The organism is Bradyrhizobium algeriense (assembly GCF_036924595.1).
Classification (GTDB): domain Bacteria; phylum Pseudomonadota; class Alphaproteobacteria; order Rhizobiales; family Xanthobacteraceae; genus Bradyrhizobium; species Bradyrhizobium algeriense.
On the sequence record NZ_JAZHRV010000001.1, the window covers coordinates 5,471,496 to 5,486,855 of the forward strand.

Genomic DNA, 15,360 nt, shown 5'->3' on the forward strand with positions numbered 1-15,360 from the left:
CTGATGATGGGCGTCGAGTGACGGAGACATCCCGTCACTCGACCGACCTCAAGCGGGACGCGCCTCAATCAGATTGAAGCGGCCGGCTGAATACGTCGTGACCAGATCGAAGCCGCTTCGGTCGAGCAATTCGCGAAATTGCTCTCTCGTGCGCTCGAGCCCTCCGGGCCCGCGAAGCATATTCAGATCGCTCAACGCCTGCTCCCTGTCCTCAACTGCCATGGTTGGCGTCTCCGGCATCAGCCGTTCCACCAGAAGCAATTTGCCGCCGCCCGGGAGCGCCTTGCGACAGTTTTGCAGGATCGTGACGCTGCGCGCATCATCCCAGTCGTGAATAATGCTCTTGAGGATGATCGCATCCGCGAGCGCCGGCACGGACTTGAAGAAATCGCCGGCGGCGAAGTCCACGCGGTCACCGACGCCGGTCTGCCTGAGATGCTTGCTTGCGGCCTCGGCGCACCTCGGAAGATCGAAAACAGTTCCGCGCAGTTCCCGGTTTTGCTGTGCGATGGCGCCGAGCAATTCGCCGGATCCGCCGCCGACGTCCATCAGATGGCGTATCCCGCTGAAATCGTAGGCGCGAAGGACATCCGGCGTTACCAGCCGCGTGAGCTCTGTCATCGCAGCATTGAACTTGTCGACGATTTCAGGTGTTCGACCCATCAGCTCGAAAGTGTTGGCAAGGCCCTGCAATTCCGCTGCAGTCTTGCCGGTCATCACGGATTCAAGCATTCCGCTCCAGGCTTTTGAAATCATCTCGCCTTCTAAGATTGCCCAGCCTTTGAACGATTGCTCGGCGGCGCTGTCGAGGCAGGCGCCCACTTCCGTCAATGCGTAGCGATCTTCGCCGCTACGCGAGAATATGCCGATGGTGGAGAGCGCGGTGAGCAGGCGGCCAAGCGCCCGTTGATCCGCGCCGGTTGCCTTGGCGAGCTTGCCAAGCGTCTGCGGCCCGTCCCGCAGCAACTCGGCGAGCCCGAGCCTGGCCGCGACATAGATCACCGCCGTGACACGGTGCGATTGGATCAAATCGAAAAGCCTGAGGGCCGATACTTGCGATGACATCGTGCCTCCCGTCGCTGAATTATTGCGGATTCCGGATATCGATTACCTTGGCCAGTTCGTTCATCGCTGATCGCTGCTTTTCGATCCCCGATTTCAGTTCCTCGGTCGTGCCGCTCAACACAATGTGCCCACCTGCCTCCAGTTTACCGCGAACATCTGTATCGCGACAGACGGCGGCAACGTCGGCGGCAATTCGGCTTCGCACGGCCTCCGGCATGATCTTGCTACCGAAGATGCCCGCCAGCCCCTCGATTTCAAGCTCAGGATATCCGAGTTCGCGCGCGGTCTTGACATCGGGCAGCGTGGCGGCGCGGGTCGGGTTGACGACGCGAGAAAGCGCGCCTTTCCGGCTTGAACGGGCGAGGATGACGCGGTCAATGAGGTCAGAAGTGCCTGGATGCGACCTTCCCCCAGATCAGCCTGGGGCTGGGAGGCGTCGCGATAACTGACAAAGCTCATCTTCAGATCGTGTTGCTTCAGGAATGCCGAAAATACAAATCGCGGCAGGGTCGGGCCCGAATTCCAGGCATATTTTTCGGGGCTCGCCCGCAACGCCTCGATCAGCTCCGGGATGCTGTTGACGGATAGCTGGTTGCTGACAGTGAGCGTCAAGGCGATCGCCGTGGTTGCGGAGATCGGCACCAGATCACGGTTGACGTCGTATGGCAGCTTCTCGACCAGCATCGGCGCAACTGTGATCGAGCCGGCCACGGTATACAACAGCGTATGATCATCCTGGCTTGCCACGAACGAACCGACGCCGATCGTGCCCTCGGCGCCGGGCCGATCCTCGACGACGACCGGCTTACCCCATTTCTTGCCAAGCGCATCGGCGAAAATCCGGGCCGCCGCATCGTTGGCACTTCCGGGCGGAAACGTCACGACCATCTTGACCTGCCGCTCGGGCCAATCCGCGCGCGCGGAGATCGGCGCAGCAAGAGCCATGACGAAAGCCGCAAGACCCGCGAGCGCGCGCAGCCGGGCGAATTTTTCAAGGGTCGGGCTACGAGCAGCCCATGAACCAGATATCTGCAAGAACGTCACGGCTACCTCCCATCGTTCACTGGCTGGATTTGCGCTGCGGCTTGCGTCGACCGTTTCCGGGACGGGCATAGGAGTCGTTTGCTTCAATGATGCGCACAAGCATGTCGAGCAGTGCGATCCGCTCGTCCGGATCGAGCGGAGCGAGCAGACGTTCCTGAGCGGCAAGCGCAGCCGGGCGCAAGCGGCGGCGCAGCGAGGCCCCTCGTTCCGTGACATAGAGCTGGCGCGCGCGCCGGTCGTCGGGATCGACCTTTCGCTCGATCAGGCCCTTGTCTTCCAGCTCCTCGACCATCTGCCCGAAATTGACCGCGTCTACCCCCATGCGTTGCGCCACCTGTTTCTGGCCTCTCCCGGGCTCCTCCAGGATCGCCGCGAGAACGCCCCAGAGCAGCGGTGTCAAACCTTCGGCGCTGAGAATTTCGGCGGTCACGCCGAGGCAAATTTGATTGAAGCGGCGCGCCAGATGCGCCGGCACGCGGTGGGAAGGGAGGACACCACCGGAATTGAGGTGAAGCTTCGACATGACAAGCTCAGAGCCCCAAATAATAAGAATTCTAATAATAAGAATACAAATCACATGGGTAGTCAATCTCAATAGATGTATACCTTTAAGGTTCCTAAATACCTTATATGCAGGAAATTTGCGGAGCACTGCCAGATTGTGTATACATATGGAATTCAAGCACGGAGCCAAGCCATGCCATCCTCGTTCCCGCTCAATGCCTGGTACGCCGCCGCCTGGGATGTTGATCTCAAGCACGCGCTGTTTCCGCGCACGATCTGCGGCAAGCATGTCGTGATGTACCGCCAGTCCGACGGGCGGGCCTGCGCGCTGGAGGATGCCTGCTGGCACCGGCTGGTGCCGCTGTCGAAGGGGCGGCTCGACGGCGACACGGTCGTCTGCGGCTATCACGGGCTGAAATACAATGCGCAGGGCCGCTGCACCTACATGCCCTCGCAGGAAACCATCAATCCTTCCGCCTGCGTGCGCGCCTATCCCGTCGTGGAACGACATCGTTTCATCTGGCTGTGGATGGGCGATCCGGCGCTGGCCGACCCCGCGCTGGTGCCCGACATGCACTGGAATGACGATCCGGCCTGGGCCGGCGACGGCAAGACCATTCATGTGAAGTGCGACTACCGCCTCGTGGTCGACAATTTGATGGACCTGACCCACGAGGCTTTCGTGCACGGCTCCAGTATCGGCAACGATCACGTCGCCGAAGCCCCCTTCGACGTCACCCATGGCGACAAGACCGTAACCGTGACGCGCTGGATGAAGGGCATCGATGCGCCGCCCTTCTGGGCCGCGCAGTTGCAGAAGCCGGGCGCGGTCGACCGCTGGCAGATCATCAACTTCCAGGCACCCGGCACCGTCAATATCGACGTCGGCGTGGCACCCGCGGGCACCGGCGCGCCGGAGGGCGACCGCTCGCAGGGCGTCAATGGCTTTGTGCTCAACACCATGACGCCGGAGACCGAGACTACCTGTCACTATTTCTGGGCCTTCGTCCGCAATTACCGGACCACCGAGCAGAAGCTGACCACCGAAATCCGCGAGGGCGTTGCCGGCATCTTCCACGAGGATGAAATCATCCTCGAAGCGCAGCAGCGCGCGATGGACGAAAATCCGGACCGCACCTTTTACAACCTCAATATCGATGCCGGCGCGATGTGGGCGCGGCGCGTGATCGACCGCATGGTCGCGCGCGAAACCGGACCGCAAAGCGTGCAAGCCGCGGAGTGAGGTCATGAGCGAACGCGACGCCGAGCGCTCCGTCTCGCAGACCGTGCGCGCGCAACTCGCGCTGCGCGATATGATCCTGTCCGGGCGGCTGCGCTCGGGCGAGCGCATCTCCGAGCTGCAGGCGGTCGATATCACGGGCGTCTCGCGGACGCCGGTGCGGCTGGCGCTGGTGCGGCTGGAGGACGAAGGCCTGCTGCAGGCGATCCCGTCCGGCGGATTCATGGTGAAGGCGTTCACCGAGCGCGACATTTTGGACTCGATCGAGCTGCGCGGCACGCTGGAGGGCCTCGCGGCCCGCTTTGCGGCCGAGCGCGGCGTCAGCGCGCGCAGCCTCGAGCCGTTGAAGGAATGCCTAGGCGATCTCGACCAACTGGTTCGTCAGGACCCGATTTCGGTCGAAGCGTTTTCCGCCTATGTCACCATGAACGCGCGCTTTCACGCGCTGCTCAACGAACTATCCGCAAGCGCGCCGCTGATCCGCGAGATCGACCGCGTCTCCGCGCTGCCGTTCGCCTCCCCAAGCGCTTTTGTGATGGCGCAGTCGGCGTTGCCGGAAGCGCATCAGATCCTGCTGCTCGGGCAGGATCACCACCGCATCGTGGTGGACGCGATCGAGAACCGCGAGGGCGCGCGGGCCGAGGCCGTGATGCGCGAGCATTCGCGCCTCGCCGCGCGCAATTTGCGGCTCGCGATCCGAAACCGCACGCATCTCGAACTGATGCCGGCGCTCGCCTTGCTCAAATCGTCAGCCGAATAGGGATCGCCGATGCGTTTTGCCGAGCAATGGAGCTGGTGCACGGTCGAAGCTGTGCGCGACGTGACGCCCACGATCCGCGAATTCAGACTGCGCCCCGAGAACGGCCGCGTGCCGCCCTACCCGGCCGGCAGCCATATCGGCGTCAGCGTGCTGATCGACGGACAGCCCGCGCGGCGATCTTATTCGCTGGTGGAGAACAGCGATCCCAACACCTATCGCATTGCGGTGCGCCGGGCGCCGGACAGCCACGGCGGCTCGCGCGGCATGTGGAGCCTGACGCCGGGCGCGCGGATCGAGACTTCAAATCCAGCATCCCTGCTCGAAATCGACTGGACGAGGAAGAACTATTGCCTGATCGCCGGCGGCATCGGCATCACCCCGATAACAGGTATCGCCGCCGCGCTGCGCCGCAGGAATATCGACGCTCCCCTGCACTACGCCGTCAAATCGCGCGGCGATGCCGCCTTCCTCGACGAACTGACGGCGCTGCTCGGCGATCGCTTGATCGTGCACGCCTCCGATGAAGGCGCCCGGCTCGACCTCGATGCCACCTTCCGCGCCTTGCCGGATGATGCCATCGCCATCATGTGCGGGCCGATGCGGATGCTGGAAGCGGCGCGGCGCGCCTGGAATGACGCGGGACGCGCGCCGGCCGATCTGCGCTATGAAACCTTCGGCTCCAGCGGCCTGAAGCCGACGGCCGAATTCCGCGTGCGGCTGAAGGGCACCGACACCGAACTCGTGGTGCCACAGAACAGCTCGATGCTGGACGCACTGAACGGCGCCGGTTTTGAGGTGATCTCAGACTGCCAGCGCGGCGAATGCGGCGTCTGCGCCGTCGACGTCGTTTCCGTCGACGGCGAGATCGATCACCGCGACGTGTTCTTCAGCGATCAGCAGAAGCACGACAATCGCAAGATCTGCCCCTGCGTGTCGCGCGCGATCGGCGTCGTCACCATCGACACGCTGTACCGGCCGGAAGCGGCGCATCGTTAAGCGAACGCGCGCCGTGCTCCAGAAGCGGTCACTGAGCCGAAGTCGAATCCCTATCCAAGCCGCGTGGTTGCGTCAGCTCGCTTATCTCCAGGAGAAGGCGTGAAATTCGACCGATGCATCGACGATCCGCGCGGTCATCGGTCAGACGCTTACTCCTACTCAGCCCTGGTCAATAGATTCTGTTGTCATGTTGCTGACGCAATCTCTGTCTTAGTCGATGAGAACTAAGAATACCTGTGCGAGGACCACACTGGTTCCCACAACGGTTCCACTGCCAATATTGGAACGAATCCGCAAATAACTGGCGCGAGTTAGTCAACGCATCCGCGTTCGCTTGACCATTTTTTTGCGGCATCGGGAACCCAGCGTTCTAGAAAATCAATCAAGGAGTTATGATGTTGCTTCGCTCGCGCGCCGCAATTTGCGGCGCCGTACTTGCGCTTGCCTTTTCTGTTACCGTTGCTCGAAGTGAAATCGTTGCAGTTCATTCAAGCGCCGTCGTCGATGCCGCTTCTGGGGATGCGATCGTTGGCGCTGCATCCACGTACAATCCGTTCCGGCCCGGATGGCGGGAGGGTGGTCCGAACACAGCCTCCGGCGAGCGCTATGATCCCTCTGTTTGGACGGCTGCCATCAAGACGAGCTTGCGCCAGAAATTTGGCGGGGTCCGATATGGCACGAGGCCGAAGTATGCCCTCGTTGAGGCTGTAGGCAAGAAGGTCATCGTCAAGATAAATGACGTGGGCCCACTAACGCCTGGCCGCATCATTGACCTCAATGAGCGAGCGATGCGCTATTTCGATCCGAGCCTGCAGCTCGGGGTAATTTATAGCGTAATAGTCAGGCCGCTTTCCGGCGACTATTGGGTTCCCGGACCGGTTGGCTGAACATCGCACGTGAAAGAAGCAGAGCAAGACATGAGAGTTTCGGCGAATGTCCGCTCTGCAATCGGATGGCGCACGCGGTCTTCAACAGCTTAGCCGCAATTCCAGATCGGCCCGATCGGCGTCCGCGTCCAGCAAGGGCCGAAGCTGCCGCCATTGTAGCGACCGCCGTAAAAGCCAGGCCGGCCGAAATAGTGCCAGTCGCCATCGTACCCGTAATAACTTGGGGTTGGATCGATATACCAGGGGCGCTGGTTGCGGCGCGCCATGCGCGAAGCCGAAGCCTTCCGGGCGTAAGCTGGAAGGCTGTTATTCGGTGGCTGCTGATAGCCCGGCAGGAAGCCGTATCCATGCCAGCGTGGCGCTGGCCGCTTGTGAGCCGGCGCAGCCGGCGCGACGACCGGCAGCAGCGATAGGGTGATAGCAATCAATGGAAACACGAGGCGCGACATCAGCGCACCATAGACGGCCGACTGTTGAGAGGCGATTCAAATCTGAGTGCACATTGCAGCACAGCTGCTTCCGGTCCGCTTGCGATACGAGCGCTCTGCGCCGGAAGCGACCGTTCACCCCGGGGATTTCTATCTTTGCGGTCAGACAATAAAGACAAAAAGCCACATAAAGACAAAAAGCCACGCGGGCATTACACCGCATGGCCTTTGCGAGACTGCGCGCCCCTAGGCCCTCTAGAGATTCCGTCTCGGGGCGCATAGTGTGCGGGTGGAGGTGCCTGTCCAGGGTGTGATCGAAGTTACCACAGTTCCGGCGAACGGATATGCCCCAACCGATCCGCCCGGTTCAAACCGCGTCTTTAGCAACGGTGACGCCTTGACCGACTTGCTGGCTGGCTTGGCCGCGAACTCCATAGGCTCTTTCGTGAAAGGATTCACACCGCTGCGGGCTTCAGTAGCAGGCTTGTTCACGACCGACATTTTGACGAAGCCAGGAATGACGAACTCGCCGGATTCATTCAGTTCCTTATAGCCCACAGTCGCCATCTGCTCGATGACGGCCTTTACGTCTCCTTTGGAAACCTGCGTTCCCTCTGCAATTGCATCAATCAACTGATTCTTGGTCATCTTGGCCACAATGGATTCCTTTGTGGAGGCTCAGAACAGGCTAAAGCGCATGAGCTACCGGGGGCACTCTGCTTAAAACGGACCGAGCTGCCGTTAACAAGGCGGCTTCGAGCGCAGTCCGAGTAGCGGATGGTCACGCTGTCAAACACTTCGCCAAGGCGGCTTCGGTTGAAAGCGGGTTTTCAGGCTTTCAACAAAATGCGAAACACGAGCTGAGACCCCGCGACGCGTTGGCACCAAAGCCAGAATGTCGGCGCCTTCGAACTCATATTCAACAAACAGCCGACGCAGTTCGCCACGTTTGACGGATGGTGCTACGTCCCATTCGGACCTGAGTGCGACGCCCAACCCCGCGACGGCCCACTCGCGAACAACCTCGCCATTGTTGCTCGTGAGTGCCGGACTTATTCGAAGCGCCTCTGATCGCCGGGATGATGTGTGGCCGTTTTTGTAGCGCCACAGCGTCACGTCCTCTTCGTTTTCGCGAACGGAGAGACAGGCATGCTGCGCCAGCTCTCGAGGGTGTGACGGCGTTCCGCATCGTCGAAGATAGCTGGGACTGGCGCATACCCAGCGCGCGTTGCGGGCAAGAAGATGAGCAACCCACGAGGAATCCCGGACAGTTCCAATATGGATGACGACGTCAGCGTCGACATTGCTGTTCCAGGGCGCTTCGGAAAGATCCAACGTCGCACGCACTTGCGGGTGGTCGCGAATGAATGCCGCCATGACGGGCGCGACATGGATCCTGCCGAAACCAAACGGCGCGACAACCCGCAGGGGGCCGGCAAATACGCCACCGCTGAGACTGTCCGCCAGCCCATCGACACGCGCCAACAGCGACTGGGCTTCATGGACAAGTTGTTCGCCTTCCGGCGTGAAGCACAGCCCTCGGGAGTTGCGAACGACAAGGTTGACCCCGAGAACAGCCTCCAGCTTCTTCAATCGCATGGAAAGAGCCGGCGGCGTGACATCGAGCGCCCTAGCCGCCGCGCTTAGCGAGCCGGTTCGGCTCAGGGCCACCACAAACCGCAAATCCTCAAGCGCGATCATTCAATTTTCCTGAAGGGAAGAGATAATCCTACTTAAACACAACTGATCACCGGGATGATAGAGGTTTGGCATGACCATGCCACGCGCCGTTCTTTTCGACCTTCTCACCGCGCTCCTCGATTCCTGGAGCGTCTGGAATGCCTCCGCCGGATCCGAAGCATCGGGCCGAACCTGGAGGGCCGAGTATCTCCGCCTGACATATGGTTGCGGGAGTTATGTCCCGTATGAGGATCTGGTCCGCCAGGCTGCGCGCACCACCGGTCTCGCTCCGTCGGTGGCAGACGCCCTCGAAGCAAATTGGCAGTCCCTCCCGGTCTGGAGCGGCGCGCAGGCTGCGCTCGACCGGTTGGCTGGACGAACGCGCCTGGCAGTCGTCACCAATTGCTCGACGCGCCTTGGACGAATGGCCGCCGCCCGCCTGCGCACGCAATGGGATGTCGTGATCACCGCGGAGGAGGCCGGCTTCTATAAGCCCGATCCCCGCCCCTATCGTCTGGCCCTGGACATGCTGGGCGTGTCGGCCGCGGACGCTGCGTTTGTCGCGGGCTCCGGCTACGACCTCATCGGCACCTCAGCCGTCGGACTGCGCACCTACTGGCACAATCGCGTGGGCCTGGCGCGTCCCGATGGCGCACCGGTAGCCGAGAAAGAGTCTGCGAACCTCGATGACCTCATTCCATGGCTGGAGGACTTTTCGTGATATCTCGCATGTTGGCGACCTTGCTCGCGGTCGGATTGAACATCTCTGCGGCAACGGCTCAGGGGTTTCCCGAGAAGCAATTGACGCTGATCGTTCCGTTTCCCGCCGGTGGCCCGAGCGATGCGCTTGGCCGGGCGGTGGCTCAGGCCATGGCGGCCCACTTGAAGCAATCCATCGTCGTGGAAAATATCGGCGGCGCCAGCGGCACCATCGGCCTGACCAAGTTGCTAAAGGCGCCTGCGGATGGATACTCGCTCGGCTTTGGCACCATCGGCACACATGTCGCGAATGTCGCGCTCTTCAAGCGCCTCCCTTACGACCCAGTCGCCGACTTCGAGCCTGTGGGCCTCGCTGGGATGGCCTCAACGCTTCTTGTCGCGAAGTTGGGCTTTCCGGCGTCCAATCTACAGGACTTCGTCACCTATGCCCGTGCCAACCGCGAGAAACTCACCTATGGCAGCGCCGGCGTCGGATCGATTTCGCATTATGCCTGCGTTCTGCTGCTGTCGAACCTGAAACTGAACATCACCCATGTTCCATATCGGGGCGTTGCCCCAGCGATGAACGATCTCATGGGTGGTCACGTCGACTTCATGTGCGACCAGACCACCACCGCGCTACCCCAAGTGCTCGGCGGAACGATCAAGGCAATCGCAGCGCTGAGTGATCAGCCCCCGCCGCAGGCGCCTCAAGTATCCACTGCGGCAGCGGCCGGCTATCCGGGCGTGAACCTCCGCTCCTGGAACGCGATCTTCGTGCGGAAAGGAACGCCCGCGCCGGTGCGTCAGAAATTAAATGACGCCTTGCGCGCAGCACTCGCCGACCCGGATGTGACGCGGCAAATGACGGCGGTTGGTGTCGAACTGCCACGGGGAGCGGATCTCGAGCCCGGTGCCGTCAGCGCGCTGATCGCTCAAGGGCTGGAGCACGACGTACCAGTGCTGCGCGCCAAGGGCGAATATCTGGACTAAGCATGACCACATCTCTCTCGGATATCGAAACGCCCGCTGCCGTCATCGACGTCGCGCGCACGCAGCGTAACATCGGCCGCATGCAGGACCGGATGAACGCCTTGGGCGTCAGTTTCCGTCCCCACGTCAAGACGACCAAATGCGTCGCAGTTGCCGACAGGCAGCGCGCCGCAGGCGCGAACGGCATCACAGTCTCGACTCTCCGCGAGGCTGAGGAGTTTTTTGCCGCGGGCTACGACGATATTCTCTACGCGGTCTGCATCGCTCCGCACAGGCTCAGCCGGGCCCAGGGACTGCGTGATCAGGGTTGCCGTCTCAGAATTCTGGTCGACTCGGTCGAGGCCGCGCAAGCCGTCGTCGAGGCGCAGTCGCGTCGCGATCCTTTCGAAGTCCTGATCGAAGTCGACACTGACGGGCACCGCTCAGGTGTGGGCCCCGAGGATGAGCGTCTCATCGAGATCGGTCGCATTCTTCACACCGGTGGCGCCACACTTTGCGGCGTGCTGACTCATGCCGGAAATTCCTATGAACTCGACGATCCCGAGGCCTTGGAGCACTTGGCGGAGCAGGAGCGTGCCTTGAGCGTACGCGCGGCCGAACGGCTTCGCGCTGCCGGCCTTCCCTGCCCGATAGTGAGCGTCGGATCGACCCCGACAGCACTGTCCGCCCGTGCCCTGGACGGCGTTACGGAAGTGCGATGCGGCGTGTATGTGTTCTTCGACCTGTTCATGACGAATGTCGGCGTCTGCGCGATCGACGATATTGCACTTTCTGTGCTGACGACCGTGGTCGGCCATCAGTCGGAAAAAGGCTGGATCATCGTCGATGCCGGATGGATGGCGATGAGCCGAGACCGCGGCACTGCTCGTCAGCGCCATGATTACGGATACGGGATCGCATGCGACTTGGCGGGGCACCCGCTCAAGGGAGACTTGGTCATGATCGCGGCAAATCAGGAACATGGGATCCTCGCCGCGACGAACGGACGTCTCATCTCTCTTGAAAATCGCTTCCCGATTGGCACACGACTTCGAATACTCCCGAATCACGCCTGTGCAACCGGAGCGCAATTCTCCGAATATCACGTCGCCACGGACAACGGCATTGAAACATGGCGGAGGTTTAATGGCTGGTGACATTGACTACCTGGAACCTCACGGAATGGCGGCTCCCGGTGGGCACTACAGTCATGCTGTGAGAGCTGGTGCTTTTGTTTTTGTGTCTGGACAATTGCCGATCTCCGCCAATGGTGCGAGGCTTGCTGACAAGGACTTTCAGACCCAAGTGCGTCAAGCATTGGCCAATCTCGCGACGGCCTTGGAGGCGGCAAACAGCGCTGTCGACAAGCTCATTCATGTTCGCGTCTACGTCACGGACATCAATGACTGGCCGGTCTTCGACAGCATCTATTCCGAATGGATCGGCGCCGTCCGACCGGCCCGCGCGGTCGTTCCCGTCCCGACGTTGCACTACGGCTTTCGTGTCGAGATCGAAGCAGTGGCGGGCATAGCGCAATAAAAGCGAGATCAGCGCGCCGAATGACATTACCGGATTTTTAGCGAGGAACCATACGCGAGGCCTGTCCGCTTTGCGCCAGAAGCGTCCGTTCCGACAGAACGCGATTGCCCCAATACGGACGCAACGTAAGACTCTTTTTGATCCTTGCGCCGGCTGGCCGGACTAACTTCTGCTTAGGCGTCTCAACTCTCGTATCCAGTACCTAATCTCATCACGGCCTAGGCCTGCACCGGAAACCTTACGGCCTCCAGCGCGGCCTTGCCGCGGATCATGTCGGAGGCCTTGTCGGCAATCATCAGCGTCGAGGCGTTGAGATTGGCCGAGATCATGCGCGGCATGATCGAGGCGTCGACGACGCGCAGTCCCTGCAGCCCGTGGACGCGCAACTGGTCGTCGACTACGGCCCATTTGGCGTCCGCCGGTCCCATGCGGCAGGTGCAGCCGGGATGGAATGTGGTAGTGCCGCGCTCGGTAGCGGCGGCGAGGAATTCGTCGTCGCTCTGCACCTTCGGTCCCGGAAAATCTTCATAGGCGTAATAGGGCGCGAGCGGCTTGGACGCGAGCAGACGGCGCGCCAGCTTCATGCCGGCGACGACGACGCGGCGATCGATCTCCTCGACCAGGTAATTGGTCTGGATGATCGGCGGCGCGAATGGATCGGCGGAGCGGATGCGGACATAGCCGCGGCTCTCGGGGCGCTGCTGCCATGAGGCCACCGTCATGCCGGGCTCATCCTCGAGCTGGCCTTGCACGCCTTCCTTGTAGCTCGCCGGTGTAAAGGTGAGCTGCAGGTCGGAGCTTTCGGTGGTCTCGCCGGAGTGCCAGAAGCAATAGACCATGGTCGGCGACAGCGAGAGCAGGCCGCGCCGTGTCGTCGCCCATTTCAGCGCCTCGACCCACAGGCTCACGCCGCGCCTGAGTTCATTGATGGTCCTAATGTTCTTGACCCGCGCGACCGAACGCGGCGCGTAGTGATCCTGCAGGCCTTCGCCGACGCCCGGCAGCGCGTGACGGACCTCGATGCCATGCGATTGCAGCAATTCCGGCGAACCGACGCCGGACAATTGCAGCACCTGCGGCGAGTTGTAGGTGCCGCCGGAAAGAATGACTTCCTTGCTGGCGCGCACTTCGACGGGCACGCCGCCCTTGCCGCCCTTGAGATAGCGCACGCCGACCGCGCGCTTGCCCTCGAAGATGAGGTTGGTGACATGCGCATGGGTGCGCACATCGACATTGCCGCGCTTCCGCGCCGGATGCAGGAACGCCTTGGCCGCGCTCATGCGCAGGCCCTTCTCGATGGTGCGCTGGCAGTAGGACACGCCCTCCTGGATCGCGCCGTTGTAATCGGGGTTGCGCGGAATCCCGAGGCTCATAGCGCCTTCCATGAAGGCCTCGCACAGCGGATCCTGCCAGTCCATGGTGGTGACGGTAAGACTGCCGTCGCGCCCGCGATAGGTTTCGTCGCATTCGCCGACGCGCCGCTCCAGCCGCTTGAAATAGGGCAGTATGTCCGGATAGCCCCAGCCGCGGTTGCCGAGCTGCGCCCAGGTGTCGAAATCCTGGCGCTGGCCGCGGTTGTAGATGTGGCCGTTGATCGAGGACGATCCTCCCAGCGTCTTGCCGCGCGGCGCATAGATGCTGCGGCCGCCGGTCCACGGCCCCGGCTCTTGGCTGTAGCCCCAGTTGACGCTCTTCATGTGGAACGTCTTGATGAAGCCGGCCGGCAGGTGGATGTAGGGATGCCAGTCGCTCGGCCCCGCCTCCAGTACGCAGACGCGGGCCGTAGAATCTTCGCTAAGCCGGTTGGCGAGCACGCTGCCTGCTGAGCCCGCGCCGATAATCACGTAATCGAACGTTTCCATCGTATCGTTTCTAGCGCGGCCTGTTCACCGCGTCTTTTCGTTGAGTTGATAGGTGAGATGCGCCTTCACCGTCGGCCATTCGCTGGCGATGATGCTGTAAACCACGGTGTCACGCAACGTGCCGTTCGGCGCGATCTGGTGGCTTCTCAGGATACCGTCCTGCTTGGCGCCCAGACGCTCGATGCCCCGGCGGCTCTGGTGATTGAAGAAATGCGTGCGGAACTCTACCGCAATGCAGTTGAGCTGCTCGAAGGCATGCGTCAGCAGCAGCAATTTGCACTGCGTATTGAGCGCGCTGCGCTGCACACGCTTGGCGTACCAGGTCGAGCCGATCTCGACGCGGCGGTTGGCGGCATCGACGTTCATATAGGTCGTCATGCCCGCGACCTTGCCTTCGGCGTCGTAGACCGTGAACGGCAGCATCGAGCCCGCCGCGAAGAGGCCGAGGCGGCGGTCGATTTCCTTTTTCATGTTTTCGGCGGTCGGGATGGCGGTGTACCAGAGCTTCCACAGTTCGCCGTCGCTCACCGCTTCCACGAGCCCGTCGGCATGATCGTGGGACAACGGCTCGAGCCGGGCGTGCGCGCCTTGCAGGGTAACAGGTTCAAGAAAAGCCATTTAATTCTCCGCTAGCAACCGCGTCATTGCGAGGAGCGCAGCGACGAAGCAATCCATCTATCCCCTTGTGGCGCTATGGATTGCTTCGCTGCGCTCGCAATGACGTGGATGGTTCACTTATTCAAAAAATTCAGCGGCAGTCCAGGCCGCGCCCAGTCCATCTCGATCAGTTCGCCCTTGCCCGAGAGCGTGATGTAGGCCGTCTTCAGATCAGGCCCGCCGAAGGCGATATTGGTGGTGACACGGTCGCCGGTCGGCACCTGCTCCACCAGGGTGCCGTCAGGCGCGATCACCGAGATGCAGCCCGACACCAGCGTTGCCACGCAGACATTTCCGTTCGCCTCCACCGCCATCGAATCGAACATCTGGTAGCCGCCGAGCCCCGCGATCGGCTTGCCGCGCTCGCCGCGATAGATCACGTCGCGCGGCTTGATGGTGCCGGGCTCGGCAATTTCATAGGCCCACAACCGCGCGGTCGGGGTCTCCGCGATGTAGACCGTCTTCTCGTCCGGCGACAGGCCGATGCCGTTGGCGGGCAGTACGCCGTGCACGGCCTCGACGATCTCCTTCATGCCCGGCTTGAGATAGTAGAACGCGCCGACATCCATCTCGCGGGCGCGGCGCTTGCCGAGATCGGAGAACCACAGCCCGCCGTGCTTGTCGAACACGAGGTCGTTGGGGCCGCGCAGCGCGTGCTCGCCGCATTTGTCGACGACAGTCTCGACCTTGCCGCTCTGCAGATCGACCCGCTGGATCGAGCCGCCGAGATAGTCCTCGGGCTGCGGCCCCGGCATGATCATCTTGCCGGTGGGAATCCAGCTGAAGCCGCCATTGTTGCAGATGTACATCTTGCCGTCGGGCCCGAGCGCTGCGCCATTCGGGCCGCCGGGAATCTGCGCAACCACCTCTTTCCGTCCGTCGGGATAAACCCGCGTCAGCCGCTTGCCGCGGATTTCGACCAGCACGACGGAGCCGTCGGGCATGACGACCGGGCCTTCCGGAAACTCCAGATCGGTGGCGAGAACGCGGATATCGGCCATGAATCCTCCCAGCTGGCTTGGCTGCA

16 protein-coding genes and 1 pseudogene are annotated in these 15,360 nt (G+C 61.9%); 8 read left to right on the top strand and 9 right to left on the bottom strand.

Annotation, left to right across the window (positions count from 1 at the left end; translation table 11 throughout):
• Positions 1 to 48: 48 nt before the first annotated feature.
• From V1286_RS26475 to V1286_RS26485, 3 genes are all read right to left on the bottom strand, one after another.
• Positions 49 to 1,065, bottom strand: a complete 1,017-nt coding sequence (locus V1286_RS26475) for a methyltransferase (protein WP_465249079.1) — start codon at positions 1,063 to 1,065, stop codon at positions 49 to 51.
• Positions 1,066 to 1,179: 114 nt separating this feature from the next.
• Complete coding sequence (locus V1286_RS26480) at positions 1,180 to 2,109, bottom strand: Bug family tripartite tricarboxylate transporter substrate binding protein (protein ID WP_334484542.1); 930 nt, start codon at positions 2,107 to 2,109, stop codon at positions 1,180 to 1,182.
• Positions 2,110 to 2,125: 16 nt separating this feature from the next.
• Positions 2,126 to 2,698, bottom strand: a complete 573-nt coding sequence (locus tag V1286_RS26485; RefSeq protein ID WP_334484545.1) for a MarR family winged helix-turn-helix transcriptional regulator — start codon at positions 2,696 to 2,698, stop codon at positions 2,126 to 2,128.
• Between the two features lie 108 nt (positions 2,699 to 2,806).
• On the opposite strand from V1286_RS26485, the gene V1286_RS26490 reads away from it, so the two are divergent.
• From V1286_RS26490 to V1286_RS26505, 4 genes are all read left to right on the top strand, one after another.
• Positions 2,807 to 3,856 carry an aromatic ring-hydroxylating dioxygenase subunit alpha gene (locus V1286_RS26490; RefSeq protein WP_334484548.1) on the top strand — a complete coding sequence of 350 codons (1,050 nt, stop codon included), beginning with the start codon at positions 2,807 to 2,809 and terminating at the stop codon, positions 3,854 to 3,856.
• Between the two features lie 4 nt (positions 3,857 to 3,860).
• Positions 3,861 to 4,613 carry a GntR family transcriptional regulator gene (locus V1286_RS26495; protein ID WP_334484551.1) on the top strand — a complete coding sequence of 251 codons (753 nt, stop codon included), beginning with the start codon at positions 3,861 to 3,863 and terminating at the stop codon, positions 4,611 to 4,613.
• A gap of 9 nt (positions 4,614 to 4,622) precedes the next feature.
• Complete coding sequence (locus tag V1286_RS26500; RefSeq protein WP_334484554.1) at positions 4,623 to 5,609, top strand: PDR/VanB family oxidoreductase; 987 nt, start codon at positions 4,623 to 4,625, stop codon at positions 5,607 to 5,609.
• 392 nt (positions 5,610 to 6,001) lie between these two features.
• A complete protein-coding gene (locus tag V1286_RS26505) occupies positions 6,002 to 6,496 on the top strand; it encodes a septal ring lytic transglycosylase RlpA family protein (protein ID WP_334484557.1) in 495 nt (164 codons plus the stop codon).
• 89 nt (positions 6,497 to 6,585) lie between these two features.
• On the opposite strand, the gene V1286_RS26510 is transcribed toward V1286_RS26505, so the two are convergent.
• From V1286_RS26510 to V1286_RS26520, 3 genes and pseudogenes are all read right to left on the bottom strand, one after another.
• Positions 6,586 to 6,945: a hypothetical protein gene (locus V1286_RS26510; protein WP_334484560.1), complete on the bottom strand. Its 360-nt coding sequence runs from the start codon at positions 6,943 to 6,945 to the stop codon at positions 6,586 to 6,588.
• 363 nt (positions 6,946 to 7,308) lie between these two features.
• Positions 7,309 to 7,581, bottom strand: a pseudogene (locus V1286_RS26515) (HU family DNA-binding protein); the annotation flags it as partial.
• Between the two features lie 132 nt (positions 7,582 to 7,713).
• Positions 7,714 to 8,625, bottom strand: a complete 912-nt coding sequence (locus tag V1286_RS26520) for a LysR family transcriptional regulator (protein ID WP_334484563.1) — start codon at positions 8,623 to 8,625, stop codon at positions 7,714 to 7,716.
• Between the two features lie 70 nt (positions 8,626 to 8,695).
• Between V1286_RS26520 and V1286_RS26525 the strand changes: the two genes are divergently transcribed.
• The 4 genes from V1286_RS26525 (at position 8,696) to V1286_RS26540 (ending at position 11,814) form a co-directional block, all read left to right on the top strand.
• Complete coding sequence (locus tag V1286_RS26525; RefSeq protein WP_334443971.1) at positions 8,696 to 9,325, top strand: HAD-IA family hydrolase; 630 nt, start codon at positions 8,696 to 8,698, stop codon at positions 9,323 to 9,325.
• 80 nt (positions 9,326 to 9,405) lie between these two features.
• Positions 9,406 to 10,296, top strand: a complete 891-nt coding sequence (locus V1286_RS26530; protein ID WP_334484567.1) for a tripartite tricarboxylate transporter substrate-binding protein — start codon at positions 9,406 to 9,408, stop codon at positions 10,294 to 10,296.
• 2 nt (positions 10,297 to 10,298) lie between these two features.
• Positions 10,299 to 11,432 (top strand): DSD1 family PLP-dependent enzyme, encoded by a 1,134-nt coding sequence (locus tag V1286_RS26535; protein WP_334484570.1) that lies wholly within the window; start codon positions 10,299 to 10,301, stop codon positions 11,430 to 11,432.
• Positions 11,422 to 11,814, top strand: a complete 393-nt coding sequence (locus V1286_RS26540; RefSeq protein WP_334373500.1) for a RidA family protein — start codon at positions 11,422 to 11,424, stop codon at positions 11,812 to 11,814. The genes V1286_RS26535 and V1286_RS26540 overlap by 11 nt, the downstream gene beginning before the upstream one ends.
• Positions 11,815 to 12,032: 218 nt before the next feature.
• On the opposite strand, the gene V1286_RS26545 is transcribed toward V1286_RS26540, so the two are convergent.
• The 3 genes from V1286_RS26545 to V1286_RS26555 all read right to left on the bottom strand — a co-directional run bounded on the left by V1286_RS26545 (position 12,033) and on the right by V1286_RS26555 (position 15,334).
• Positions 12,033 to 13,676, bottom strand: coding sequence for a GMC family oxidoreductase (locus V1286_RS26545; protein ID WP_334484573.1), 1,644 nt, complete (start codon positions 13,674 to 13,676; stop codon positions 12,033 to 12,035).
• Positions 13,677 to 13,700: 24 nt separating this feature from the next.
• Positions 13,701 to 14,294 carry a GNAT family N-acetyltransferase gene (locus tag V1286_RS26550; RefSeq protein WP_334484576.1) on the bottom strand — a complete coding sequence of 198 codons (594 nt, stop codon included), beginning with the start codon at positions 14,292 to 14,294 and terminating at the stop codon, positions 13,701 to 13,703.
• A gap of 113 nt (positions 14,295 to 14,407) precedes the next feature.
• Positions 14,408 to 15,334, bottom strand: coding sequence for an SMP-30/gluconolactonase/LRE family protein (locus tag V1286_RS26555; protein ID WP_334484578.1), 927 nt, complete (start codon positions 15,332 to 15,334; stop codon positions 14,408 to 14,410).
• Between the last annotated feature and the right edge of the window lie 26 nt (positions 15,335 to 15,360).